Raw genomic sequence first — 11750 nt, 5'->3', positions numbered from 1 at the left:
AAGGACCCGCAATGAAGAACGCGGTAGTGGTAGGTCACGGGATGGTCGGACACCGATTCGTCGAAGCGTTGCGTGCGCGCGACGAGGCAGCGGAGTGGAAGATCACGGTCCTGTGTGAAGAGGCACTGGCGGCGTACGACAGGGTGGGACTGTCGTCCTACGTCGGTGCCTGGGACCACAAGGAACTCGCTCTGGCGGGCAACGACTATCCCGGTGACGCACTCGTCGAGATGCGCACCGGAGTACGGGCCGATCGCATCGACCGTGACCACCGCACCGTCGTGACCTCGGCGGGAGACACGGTCGAATACGACGCTCTGGTCCTCGCCACCGGTTCCTACCCGTTCGTGCCGCCGATCACCGGACACGACCTGCCCGCGTGCTTCGTCTACCGCACCCTCGACGACCTGGACAAGATCCGTGCCCGGGCCGACGCCGCGGGACCGGGAGCCGTCGGTGTGGTGGTCGGTGGTGGCCTCCTCGGTCTGGAAGCGGCGAACGCGCTGAAGAAGATGGGCATGACCCCGCACGTCATCGAGTTCGCTCCACGATTGATGCCGTTGCAGGTGGACGAGGGCGGCGGCGCGCTGTTGGCTCGCCTCGTCACCGAACTCGGGTTGAACGTGCACGTGGGAGTGGGCACGTCGTCGATTTCCGAGAACGACAGCGCAGGCCTGACCGTCGAACTGAGCGACGGCAGCACCATCGACGCCGCGCTGTTGGTGTTCTCCGCCGGTGTGCGTCCACAGGATCGGCTGGCCCGCGAGAGTGGCCTCGAGGTCGGTGAGCGCGGCGGCATCATGGTCGACATCGGGTGCAGTACCTCCGACCCTGCCGTCTACGCGATCGGCGAATGTGCCGCGGTCGAGGGTCGGTGCTACGGCCTGGTCGCCCCCGGATATTCGACGGCGGAGGTCGTGGCCGACCGATTGCTCGGCGGCGCAGCGCAATTCCCGGGCGCCGACATGTCCACCAAGCTCAAGCTGATGGGCGTCGACGTCGCGAGCTTCGGCGACGCGATGGCGGCCACACCGGGTGCACTCGAGGTGGTGTTCAGCGACGCGCCCAAGGGCACGTACGCCAAGCTCGTCGTGACCGACGACGCCAAGACGCTCCTCGGCGGCATCCTCGTCGGCGATGCCTCCGCGTACTCGTTGCTTCGTCCGCTCGTCGGACGGGAATTGCCCGGCGACCCGGGTGCCCTGATCTCACCGGCAGCCGAACAGGTCGGTATCGGTGCGCTGCCCGACGACGCCGAGATCTGTTCCTGCAACGGCGTGAGCAAGGGTGCCATCTGTTCGGCGATCGCCGACGGAGCCTGCGATCTGGCGGCCGTGAAGAGCTGTACCACCGCGGGTACCACCTGTGGTGGATGCCTGCCGTCCATCAAGTCGTTGCTGGCGGCATCCGGTGTGGTGCTCTCGAAGTCGTTGTGCGAGCACTTCGCTCAGTCCAGAGCCGAGCTGTTCGAGATCGTTCGGGCCACCGACACCCGCACCTTCTCGTCGCTGATCGCCAAGTACGGCACGGGAACCGGTTGCGACATCTGCAAGCCCGTCGTGGCATCGATTCTCGCGTCGACGTCCTCGGATCACATTCTCGACGGCGAGCAGGCGTCGTTGCAGGACACCAACGATCACTTCCTGGCCAACATCCAGAAGAACGGCACGTACTCGGTGGTGCCCCGGATGCCCGGCGGCGAGTGCACGCCCGAGCAGCTCATCGTCATCGGTGAGGTCGCTCGCGACTTCGGGCTGTACACCAAGGTGACCGGGGGCCAGCGTATCGACATGTTCGGTGCCCGGGTGGAGCAGTTGCCTGCGATCTGGAAGCGCCTCGTCGACGCCGGGATGGAATCGGGCCAGGCGTACGGGAAGTCGTTGCGGACGGTCAAGAGCTGCGTGGGGTCCACGTGGTGCCGCTACGGCGTCCAGGACTCGGTGGGGATGGCGGTCGACCTCGAGAACCGCTACCGGGGTCTACGGTCGCCGCACAAGATCAAGTTCGGTGTCTCGGGTTGCGCGCGAGAATGCGCCGAGGCCCGTGGCAAGGACGTCGGAATCATCGCGACGGAGGGCGGCTGGAACCTGTACGTGGGCGGCAACGGCGGTCAGTCGCCCAAGCACGCGCAGCTGCTGGCCTCCAACCTCGACGATGCCACCCTGGTCAGCTACATCGACCGCTACCTCATGTTCTACGTGCGTACCGCCGATCGGCTGCAACGCACGGCGCCGTGGCTCGAATCGCTGGACGGGGGACTCGATCACCTCAGAGCCGTCGTGTGCGAGGACAGTCTCGGCATCGGTGCCGAGCTCGAGGCCGACATGGAACGCCACGTCGCCGGGTACAAGGACGAGTGGGCCGGTGTGCTCGAGGACGACGAGAAGCTCGGCCGGTTCGTCTCCTTCGTCAATGCTCCGGACGAGACCGATCCCACCATCGCGTTCGACGAGTCCGGGGTGCGCAAGGTGCCCGTGCTGATGGGAATGCCACGTATCGGCGCGTGAGTCGACGCGGGAGCTGACAACCGGCAGGTCACGAGACTGAGTGCATGTGCACAGACGAGTAATCGCGACTTAACGGGCCAGAAACACAAGCAACGTGGAATAGCTGACCAGGAGGTGCGCCATGACTGTCATCGATTCATCAACAGTGAAGTCAGCAACAGCGGTACCGAACGACCTCGCTCGTGATTGGACCCCGGCCTGCACACTCGACGCGCTGATTCCGGGGCGTGGAGTGGCGGTGCTCCTGCGCGGGGGCACCCAGGCGGCGCTGTTTCTGCTCGCGGACGGGCGGTTGTTCGCGGTGGGCAACATCGATCCGTACGGGCGCGCAGCAGTGATGTCACGCGGACTGGTGGGAGACCGAGGGGGCGAACCCACCGTCGCATCGCCGCTGCTCAAGCAGGTCTTCTCCCTGGCCGACGGGCGCTGCCTCGACGACCCACAGGTCACCCTCGGATCGTTCGAGGTCTCCTGCGTCGAAGGCGTCGTGCTCGTCCGCGGCGGATCTACGTGAGCGAAATCGCCGGGGCAGCAACGCCTCTGGCCGGGTTCACAGTCGGGATCACCGCGTCGCGTCGGGCCGAGGAGTTCGCGACTCTGCTCGAGCGGCGCGGTGCCACCGTGATGCACGCCCCCGCGATTCGCATCATCCCATTGGCCGACGACGCCGAACTCGAACGCGTCACCGCCGCCGTCATCGCTGATCCTCCCGAAATAACCGTGGCCACAACAGGAATCGGATTCCGTGGCTGGATCGAGGCAGCGGACGGGTGGGGTCGGGCAGAAGAACTGGGGCGCGCACTGGGCGCGTCCCGCCTGCTGGCTCGCGGCCCGAAGGCCAAAGGAGCCATCCGAGCGGCCGATCTGCGCGAGGAATGGTCACCCGTTTCGGAGTCCTCGGCGGAGGTACTCGAACATCTGCTCGCCGAAGGGGTGGAGGGCAAACGTATCGCCGTGCAGCTGCACGGCGCGACCACCGAATGGGAGCCGGTCCCCGATTTCTGCGAGGTGTTGCGCTGCGCGGGAGCCGAAGTGGTTCCGGTGCCGGTGTACCGCTGGACCGCGCCCGACGACCAGAGCCCGATGGACCGGATGATCGAAGCCGTCATCGTCGGGGATCTCGACGCCCTCAGCTTCACCTCGGCACCGGCGGTGGCGTCGATGCTGATGCGGGCCGACGAGAACGGCGTACTCGAACCCCTGCTGCAATCGATGCGATCGAGGGTGCTGCCGGTGTGCGTCGGACCGGTCACGGCCGCGCCCCTCGAACAACTCGACGTGGCCACCACACAGCCCACACGAGCGCGTCTGGGGGCACTCGCGCGGCACATCGCCGAAGAATTGCCGAGGCGCACCGGTCGGCTGCATGCAGGCGGACACGTGGTCAGTGTCCGCGGTAAGTGCGTGGTGGTCGACGGTGAAGTTCGACCGGTGTCCCCGGCAGGCATGGCGCTGATGAAGACACTGGCCCGCAATCCCGGACGCGTCGTCTCCCGCGAGGACCTGTTGGCGTCGCTGCCCGGTGGAGGCGGAGACACCCACGCGGTGGAAACCGCGATGACCAGACTCAGGTCCTCGCTGGGCGCGCCGAAAGCGATCCAGACCGTGGTCAAGCGCGGCTATCGCATCGCACTCGATCACATCGAGACCGAAACGGACTGCGATTCCGACGAATCGGCCGCACGTGCGGCCGTCGTAGAAGGGGGAAAGTACTGATGACACCGACTCTGGTGTTGGTTGCACACGGCACCCGCAACCCCCGTGGTGTCGAGATGATCGCCGCACTCGCCGATGCCGTGTCGACGCAGATCGGTACCACGCGGGTGGCATTCGTCGACGTCCTCGGGCCGTCGCCGGCCGAGGTGCTCCGCGACACCGCCGAGTCGGCGGTCGTGGTTCCCGCTTTCCTTGCCTCGGGCTACCACGTGCACACCGACGTGCCGCGAGAGATCGCCGACAGCGCCCACACGTCGGTCGCGGTCACCCGTGCTCTCGGACCCGACCCCGTGCTGGCCGAGGTCATGGTCGACCGATTGCGCGATGCAGGATGGCAGGCGGGTGACTGCATCGTGCTCGCTGCCGCAGGATCCTCCGACGCTCGGGCGTTGGAAGAACATCGACGCGCGGCAGCGATGCTGGCCGACGTCGCCCGGGTGCCGGTGCGTATCGGCTACGTCGCCACCAGCACCCCCACCGTGTCCGACGCGGTCTCGACTCTACGAGAAGCCGGACACGAACGTGTGTTCGTGGCGTCGTATCTGTTGGCGCGCGGGCTCTTTCACACTCGTTTGGCTGACGCCGGGGCCGACGGCGTCGGTCAACCGCTCGGAGTGCATGCCGCGATCGTCGATCTCGTGGTCGCGCGCTACCGCGAGGGTGTTCGCTCTCTCGGTGAATCTAGTGGTGCGGCAACGGAAGAATTGTCACCGGCTCGTCGGCGCTGACCTCGGCCGGAATCACTGCCAGGGCGTCGCGGCCGACGAGGTGGGCCAGGTGCGCCGTGCGGACCTGGGTGTCTGCGCGCCACCGCGTGCCGTCCGCGGTGACCGGGACGAGGCGAGGAGCCGCGGATCGAACCTCGGCGGCATTGGACAACAGGCCGATTCGCGGCGGGCGCACCGTTCTCCCGGTCAGGGCATCGACGATGGCGGGCGCGGTGAGCATCGCGGTGCCGACGGCCGCCAACGGGTTCCCCGGTAGGCCGAGCACCACCGTGCCGTCGGGCAGTGCCGCGGTGATCTGAGAACCGCCGGGACGCATCCGCATTCGCCCGACGACGGTCTCGGCATCGAGGCCGGTGAGGGTCGCACGGAGTTGATCTGCGGCCCCACCTCCGGTTGCCCCGACGACGATGATCACGTCCACATCCTGGGTTCGGGTCAGCACGTCTCGGAACCCCGTTGCGGTGTCGTCGAGCAGCGCCACATCGACGACGGAGATGCCGCAGTGTGCCAGGTACTCCGGCAACACCGATCCGAGAACATCCCTGGTCTCGCCGGGAGCGAGTGGTCCGGTGGATCGAATCTCGTTGCCGCTGATGACCACTCGTCCTCGGACCGGACCGCGCACCGCCACCTCGAACACCTCTGCACTGGCGGCGAGCGACCGGACGGCGGCATCGATCGGGGTGCCTGCTGCGACGAGTTCGGTGCCGGGCAGCCAGTCCTCGCCGCGTCGACGCGTGTCGTCGGACTGCGGGGCCGTCGGCATACGCCGAGCCGAACCGTCGGACTCGCGAGTCATGTGTTCGTCGCGAACCACCGATGTCGCTCCGGGCGGAAGCGCAGCGCCGGTCGCGATGCGCACGGCCGTTCCTTCGGTGAGTCGGGCGACGTCGGAGCTTCCGGCGTATGCGATGTCGGACCGTAGCGTCCACGGTTCGGTGCCGCAGACGGCGTAGCCGTCCATCGCGGAGATGTCGACGGCCGGCAACGCGGTCTGGGTCACGAGCGGTTCCGCGAGGACAGTCCCGGTGCTGTCCTGCAGGGGAATTCGCCGAATCGATAGGGCGGAGAGCCGGCTCCGGATGCGTTCGAGTGCCTCGCTCACCTCGAGTGTCTCCGACGGCCGTGCGGCGAGGCGGGCGGCGAGAAGATCGGCGGGGGTGTCGCAGTCCTCGACACCGGACACCGCGATCACCAGATGTTCGGACGGAAGGATCGTGCGCATGGGCGCACCATCGACCGAATCCAGTTGCGCCAGCGCGGAACGCAGTGCGGATTGTCGCCAGATTCCGAGCAGGAATTGCGTGCGGCCCGCATCGTCGCGGGCGAAGACGGCGTCGGTCTGCGAGTGCGAGATGGATCCGGTCAGCGATTCGACCGCCGCGGCGTCGAGAAAGGGCAGATCCGACGCGACGACGACGACCAGATCTGCAGTGCCCTCCGAATCCGCACAGTCGTCGAGTGATCGCAGTCCCGCGGCAAGGGCAGCGACGGGCCCACCGCCTGCGGGCGACTCGCGAGTCTGCACCACGTGCTCGGGCACTCCGGTACGGGTCGGGCCCACCAGAACCGTTCTGCGACAACTTGATACCGCGTCCACGGCGATATCGACCATGCGACGCCCGCCGACGGTCAGGGCAGGCTTGTCGACCTCTCCGGGCGCGGTGGGGTGCTCGGGATCTGACATCCTCGACCCTCGACCGCCGGCGAGAACGATCGCGTCGCAGATCGGCGTCATGGTGCGGGCGCTGTCATGTCGGCAGCGGCACGTTCTGCAGGCGAACCTGCCCACGCGCGATGATCTTGCCGCTGTCGGAGGCGGTGATCGTGACCAGCCACAGTTGCTGAATGCGGCCCTGCTGCAACGGTTCTGCGACAACGTCGACGCGGCCGCCCTTGCTGGCGCGGAGAAAGTCGGTGCCGTTGTGAACGCCGACTGCGAACTCACCGCGATCCTTGACCGCCTCGCTGGCACCGATGCTGGCGGCGCTCTCGACGGCAGTGGTGTAGACGCCGCCGTGAACGACGCCCCACGGGGTGAAGTGCTCGTCCGTCAAATCGATGTGCCCCGCCACTCTGGTGCCCGAGACCTCGTCGACGACGAGACCGGCGGAGGCGACGAAGCTGCTCGCCTTCGACAGCGCGTACTTCGCCGTGGGGCGTGGGTCGAACTGCTCGAGTGCGTCCCTGATGTTCATTCTCCGAGATTAGTGGTCGGCGGCGGAGGCGGCGGGAGCGCCCCGAAGTCGAATCGAATCGAGGTCAGTGGCACGCGCCCGTCGTGTATCGGTACGCCTTCGGTGCGCAGAGTCTCGAGCTGTCGCGAGGCCAGGTGCGGGGCCGGCTTTCCACTCGCGCCGAGGACTCGATGCCAGGGCAGATCGGCAGAATCGGTGCGCATGATCCAACCGACGATACGCGGGCTCGACAGGTCTGCGGCTGCTGCGATGTCTCCGTAGGTGGCAACGAACCCCCGGGGGATCGACGCGACCAACGCGCGAACTCTCTCGACCTGGGCTTCGGTGATCGGGGCCATCTACAGCAGGGATCGCACCAGTTCGGCGACCTCGACCGGCTTGGCCTGGCCGACCATGTGATCGCAGTCGAGTTCGACGGTACGCAGGTTCTCGCCCAGCCGGTCTCGCAGCGCCGAGAGGAATTCTTCGGTGACATAGGGAGGTTGGACGCGCATCGCCCGTACCACGATGGTCGGGATGCTCTCGGCCGGTACGACCAGCGGGCGGGCCAGCTCGCCCCACGTCGCGACGACGGCCGGAATGGACATCCGCCACGCGACCTTCCCGTCTTCGGCCGGAACCAGATGTTCGGCGACCTCGCGGTCGAGGAGTTCGGTCGGCACGTCGGCCCACGCGCCGTGGATCTTCTCCGAGCGCGCTTCGTCGGCGTCGGTGTAATCGGGGAACTTCGCGGTCGCCTCGGCCACTTCGAGCAGTTCCTCCGGCGGCAACGCGATCGCGGGATCGAGCAGCACCAGGGCGCGTACCGTTTCGGGGAATCTCTGCGCGAGGTGCACGGCCAACGCGCCGCCGTACGAGTGGCCGAGGACCACCACCGGTCCGCGCGCATGGGCGTCGAGCACGGATTTCAGAGCCGTGACCTGAGCGTCGATGTCCCAGGGCGGCGTGGACATCGAATGCCCGTGACCGATGAGGTCGGGTGCCAGAATCCTGGCCTCGGGTAGGTGGTTCTCGGCGAGATCCCACCACCGGGCACCGTGTCCGGTGACACCGTGGATGGCGAGGATTTCGGGACCGTCTGCGGGTCCGAACGTATGCAGATTCAACTCGGGCACGTCGACCACTATGCCGTATCGCGCTAGGACCAGCGAAACAACCGGATCGCGCATGCGGTTCCGGCGATCACCGCGATCACGAGCCCGATGGGTCCGACGATGTCGACAGGCGTTCCGGCCCAAGCCGATCCCAGCGCAGTGACGGTGGCACCGAAGGGGAGTACCTCACCGACGGCCGCAACAGGCTCCGGCAGATCCGCGACCGGTCCGAACAGTCCGCCGGTGGCACCGAGAGCCAGAAACAGGGTCAGGCCGATCGCGACGGCCGAGTTCGCAGTGGGTGCGACGGCAGCCACCACGATCCCCAGCGAGTACATCGCGGCGGCACCGAGCACCACGATGGCCGCAACCAGGATGGGGTTGTGCGGGGGCGTGATTCCGAAGAGCAGGGCGCCAGTGGACAGAGCGATACCGATTCCGAGTGTCGCCTGGACGGCGCTGGTGATCACCTGCGCAGCCAGCACCTGCGCCGGTCGGATCGGTGTCGTCGACAGTCGCTTCAGCACGCCGGACTTGCGATAGAGCGCAAGAAAGCTCGGCATGTTCACGATGCCGATGACGGCGATGATCATGGTCAGGGCGAGCGGCAGGACGAACCGATCGAACGCGGTGATCGCGCCGGGACCGACGATCTCCGCCGAAGTACCCGAGCCGTTCATCACCAGTACGAGAACCGGGAGGGCGATGGGGACGATCAGTCCGGCCGTGTCCCGGATGACCATGCGCATTTCGGCCCCGACGAGTGCGCCGGTGGCGCGCAGGCCCGGACGAGGTGCTGCGTCGATGTCGTGTGTGGTCATGCCGAGCTCCGTTCCGTCAGCGTCAGGAATGCGTCTTCGAGGGTGGCCCGGTGGTCGCCTCCGAGGCCGGCGTCGACGATCAGAGATTCCGGTGTGCCGGTGGCCACGACGGACCCTCGATCGAGGACGGTGATGCGATCGCACAGGCGGTGTACCTCGTCCATGTGATGGTTGACCAGCAGGATGGTGACACCGTCTGCGCGGAGGTCCTCGATCAGTCGCCACACGGTGCGTCGTGCATCCGGATCGAGTCCGGTGGTGAGCTCGTCGAGCAGGACGACCCGAGGGGAACCGATCAGGGCGAGGACCACCGACAACCGCTGTTGCTGGCCACCGGACAGCCGCTCGTAGCGCACCCGGCGGTGCTCGTGCAGGCCCACCGCACGGACGAGAGCGTCTCGATCGGCAGGTCGACGGTAGAAGGAGGCGAACAGATCGACCAGTTCGGCAACGGTGAGCGCGGTGTGAAGATCGTTGGACTGCAGCTGTACTCCCAGAACGGCTCGCACTCGATCGCGCTCGGTGAAGGGGTCGAGTCCCAGAACTCGCACGGCACCCGAGCTCGGTTTACGAAGGCCCGCAACGGTTTCGACCAGAGTCGTCTTGCCGGCGCCGTTACGCCCGAGCAGGCCGTGTGTTTCGCCTTCGGCCACTGTGAGGCGCACTCCTGCCAGGGCTGTCCGCCCCCGATACCGCTGGGTGATGTCTCGAACGTCGATCGCTGCCATCCGATGCTCCCTCCTCGATCGTGTCGATTTCGACGCTAGATCCGCCGTGGCCTGCGCACAGGTGCCGATGGTCATCGATGGTGATCGTGACTTTCGGCAGGGGGTGTGCGGGCGGACCTGGCGATAGGGTCGACAGAATGAGACGCCTCGGACCCGACGTTCTGGCCGGTGCGTTCGTGTCCGCGCTCGCGGTCGCGATGGGCGCTCTCGTCGTCTTCGATCGGTCGATCGCCGACGGCCTCTCGGCTCCGCGTTGGGTCTGGGCTGCGCTGTTCGCAGCCTTCCTGCTCGCGCAGACCGCGGGCATGTGGTGGGAAGACCGGCTGCCGGATCGTCTCGTGCGCGCATGCTTCGCCGCACAGGTGGTGCTGGCACCGGTTCTGGTGCTGACCGCCCCGACGGCAGGTTGGTTGCCCATTCTGCTGGTCTTCACCTCGACGTTCGCCGTGTATCGGGTGTCCGGCTCGTCGGTGGCGGTCATCGTTGCGGTCTTCACCTGCTGTGTGGGGGTGTCGGTTGCGATCCGGGGTGGACGGATCTCGGAGATCGCGCTGATCGCATCGATCTACGGTGCGCTGCAGGTGGCCAGTGCGTTGTCGGTGACCGCGCAGCTGCGGCAGGCTCGGTTGCGTCGGGAACTCGCGGTCGCGCATGCCGAACTGCGCACCGCCAGTGCGTTGTTGGACGATTCCTCCCGTGCCGACGAGCGGTTGAGAATCGCGCGAGAGTTGCACGACGTGCTCGGTCACCAGCTCACCGCACTGAGCCTCGAGCTCGAGGTGGCATCCCATCAGGTGCCCGGGCCCGCACGCGAGCACGTCGTTCGGGCTCGAACCATCGCACGTGACCTGCTCGGCGACGTCCGGGCGACCGTCGGCGAGGTGCGCAGCAGGACTCCGGTGCTGGGGGAGTCGCTCGATCGTCTGGTTGCGCAGCTGCCCGAACCCGTTGTGCATCTGACGGTCGACCCCGACATTCGGGTCGACGAAGCTCGCGCGGTGGCGGTGGTGCGCTGCGTGCAGGAGATGATCACCAACACCATTCGCCATGCGAATGCCGAAGAGATGTGGATAGAGGTGACTGCGGATCCGGCCGGTGCGCTGTCGGTCTCGGTGCGCGACGACGGCCGGGCGTCGGCCGATTTCGAGCCGGGGCACGGGCTGCAAGGTATCCGAGAACGCATCGAAGGACTGGGCGGCACGGTCACGTTCTCGGTCGATCGCGGTTTCGCGGTCCAGGCGACGGTGCCCGCACCGTGATCACGGTCTTGATCGTCGACGACCACACTCTGGTTCGGCAGGGTATCCGCAGCCTGCTCGAACTGGACCCCGACATCGAGGTGACCGGCGAGGCGGACGACGGCGCTGCTGCGGTCGCGTCGATCGAACTCGATCCTCCCGATGTGGTGTTGCTCGATCTACGCATGCCGCGGTTCGACGGACTGTGGACGCTGCGGGCATTGCAGGACAGAGGAATCACGGTTCCGGTCCTGGTGCTGACGACGTTCGACGACGACGAGTTGGTGCTCGGGGCGCTGCGTGCGGGCGCGAAGGGTTATCTGCTCAAGGACGTGACCTTCGAGCGGCTCGGCGGTGCTGTACGTGAACTCGCGGCCGGGCGCACCTTGGCGCAACCTGCCATCACCGAGAGATTGCTGGACGCTTTTCGGACCGGGAAGCACGGCCCGAGCGACGTCGGAGTCGCCGACACACTCACAGCCCGCGAGATCGACGTCCTACGGCTCGTCGCAAGCGGGTACACCAACAGGTCGATTGCCGATGCATTGCATCTGGCCGAGGGAACCGTCAAGAACCACATGTCTTCGGCCATTCTCAAACTGGGTGCGAACGACAGAACGAGCGCAGTTCTGCGTGCGCTGCGCGACGGGCTGCTCGACTGACCGTTGTCCAGGGCTCCGTCCGGGCGACGGTCGATGTGTCGGTGGCTCGTGATTGCAT

At 66.9% G+C, this 11750-nt stretch carries 12 protein-coding genes; 6 read left to right on the top strand and 6 right to left on the bottom strand.

Features of this window, described 5'->3' with window-relative positions:
- Positions 1-11: 11 nt before the first annotated feature.
- The 4 genes from nirB to AYK61_RS06840 all read left to right on the top strand — a co-directional run bounded on the left by nirB (position 12) and on the right by AYK61_RS06840 (position 4951).
- Positions 12-2507: a nitrite reductase large subunit NirB gene (gene nirB / locus AYK61_RS06855; protein WP_121870269.1), complete on the top strand. Its 2496-nt coding sequence runs from the start codon at positions 12-14 to the stop codon at positions 2505-2507.
- Positions 2508-2628: 121 nt separating this feature from the next.
- Entirely contained in the window at positions 2629-3021 is a 393-nt protein-coding gene (gene nirD / locus AYK61_RS06850; protein ID WP_121870268.1) for a nitrite reductase small subunit NirD, read from the top strand.
- The gene (locus AYK61_RS06845; RefSeq protein WP_121870267.1) at positions 3018-4223 is read left to right on the top strand and encodes a uroporphyrinogen-III synthase; all 1206 of its coding nucleotides are present in this window, start codon (positions 3018-3020) and stop codon (positions 4221-4223) included. Before nirD ends, AYK61_RS06845 begins: the two co-directional genes overlap by 4 nt.
- Complete coding sequence (locus AYK61_RS06840; RefSeq protein ID WP_121870266.1) at positions 4223-4951, top strand: sirohydrochlorin chelatase; 729 nt, start codon at positions 4223-4225, stop codon at positions 4949-4951. Before AYK61_RS06845 ends, AYK61_RS06840 begins: the two co-directional genes overlap by 1 nt.
- On the opposite strand, the gene AYK61_RS06835 is transcribed toward AYK61_RS06840, so the two are convergent.
- From AYK61_RS06835 to AYK61_RS06810, 6 genes are read right to left on the bottom strand one after another with little or no spacing between them, the layout of a single operon-like run.
- The gene (locus tag AYK61_RS06835; protein WP_121870265.1) at positions 4905-6689 is read right to left on the bottom strand and encodes an NTP transferase domain-containing protein; all 1785 of its coding nucleotides are present in this window, start codon (positions 6687-6689) and stop codon (positions 4905-4907) included. The genes AYK61_RS06840 and AYK61_RS06835 overlap by 47 nt on opposite strands.
- A gap of 13 nt (positions 6690-6702) precedes the next feature.
- A complete protein-coding gene (locus AYK61_RS06830; protein WP_259467952.1) occupies positions 6703-7149 on the bottom strand; it encodes a PaaI family thioesterase in 447 nt (148 codons plus the stop codon).
- Positions 7146-7487, bottom strand: a complete 342-nt coding sequence (locus AYK61_RS06825; protein WP_121870264.1) for an MGMT family protein — start codon at positions 7485-7487, stop codon at positions 7146-7148. The genes AYK61_RS06830 and AYK61_RS06825 overlap by 4 nt, the downstream gene beginning before the upstream one ends.
- Positions 7488-8264: an alpha/beta fold hydrolase gene (locus AYK61_RS06820; protein ID WP_121872518.1), complete on the bottom strand. Its 777-nt coding sequence runs from the start codon at positions 8262-8264 to the stop codon at positions 7488-7490.
- Between the two features lie 23 nt (positions 8265-8287).
- On the bottom strand, positions 8288-9064 hold the full coding sequence (locus AYK61_RS06815) for an ABC transporter permease (RefSeq protein ID WP_121870263.1): 777 nt from the start codon (positions 9062-9064) through the stop codon (positions 8288-8290).
- Positions 9061-9792: an ABC transporter ATP-binding protein gene (locus AYK61_RS06810; protein ID WP_121870262.1), complete on the bottom strand. Its 732-nt coding sequence runs from the start codon at positions 9790-9792 to the stop codon at positions 9061-9063. Before AYK61_RS06810 ends, AYK61_RS06815 begins: the two co-directional genes overlap by 4 nt.
- Positions 9793-9929: 137 nt before the next feature.
- Between AYK61_RS06810 and AYK61_RS06805 the strand changes: the two genes are divergently transcribed.
- Both AYK61_RS06805 and AYK61_RS06800 read left to right on the top strand, forming a co-directional pair.
- The gene (locus tag AYK61_RS06805; RefSeq protein WP_183130192.1) at positions 9930-11051 is read left to right on the top strand and encodes a sensor histidine kinase; all 1122 of its coding nucleotides are present in this window, start codon (positions 9930-9932) and stop codon (positions 11049-11051) included.
- Positions 11048-11692 carry a response regulator transcription factor gene (locus AYK61_RS06800; RefSeq protein WP_121870260.1) on the top strand — a complete coding sequence of 215 codons (645 nt, stop codon included), beginning with the start codon at positions 11048-11050 and terminating at the stop codon, positions 11690-11692. Before AYK61_RS06805 ends, AYK61_RS06800 begins: the two co-directional genes overlap by 4 nt.
- The last annotated feature ends 58 nt before the right edge of the window (positions 11693-11750 follow it).

Origin of the sequence: Rhodococcus sp. SBT000017, assembly GCF_003688915.1 — a bacterium.
Lineage (GTDB): Bacteria > Actinomycetota > Actinomycetes > Mycobacteriales > Mycobacteriaceae > Rhodococcoides.
The sequence above is the reverse complement of the archived record's forward strand: the minus strand, read 5'-3'. Positions and strand labels throughout refer to the sequence as shown.

What these genes read in the sequence shown, in the direction of transcription:
- AYK61_RS06815 (WP_121870263.1), bottom strand. Translation starts at nt 9,064, where the DNA reads ATGACCACACACGACATCGACGCAGCACCTCGTCCGGGCCTGCGCGCC.
- AYK61_RS06805 (WP_183130192.1), top strand. Translation starts at nt 9,930, where the DNA reads ATGAGACGCCTCGGACCCGACGTTCTGGCCGGTGCGTTCGTGTCCGCG.
- AYK61_RS06830 (WP_259467952.1), bottom strand. Translation starts at nt 7,149, where the DNA reads ATGAACATCAGGGACGCACTCGAGCAGTTCGACCCACGCCCCACGGCG.
- nirD (WP_121870268.1), top strand. Translation starts at nt 2,629, where the DNA reads ATGACTGTCATCGATTCATCAACAGTGAAGTCAGCAACAGCGGTACCG.
- AYK61_RS06825 (WP_121870264.1), bottom strand. Translation starts at nt 7,487, where the DNA reads ATGGCCCCGATCACCGAAGCCCAGGTCGAGAGAGTTCGCGCGTTGGTC.
- AYK61_RS06840 (WP_121870266.1), top strand. Translation starts at nt 4,223, where the DNA reads ATGACACCGACTCTGGTGTTGGTTGCACACGGCACCCGCAACCCCCGT.
- AYK61_RS06835 (WP_121870265.1), bottom strand. Translation starts at nt 6,689, where the DNA reads ATGACGCCGATCTGCGACGCGATCGTTCTCGCCGGCGGTCGAGGGTCG.
- AYK61_RS06810 (WP_121870262.1), bottom strand. Translation starts at nt 9,792, where the DNA reads ATGGCAGCGATCGACGTTCGAGACATCACCCAGCGGTATCGGGGGCGG.
- nirB (WP_121870269.1), top strand. Translation starts at nt 12, where the DNA reads ATGAAGAACGCGGTAGTGGTAGGTCACGGGATGGTCGGACACCGATTC.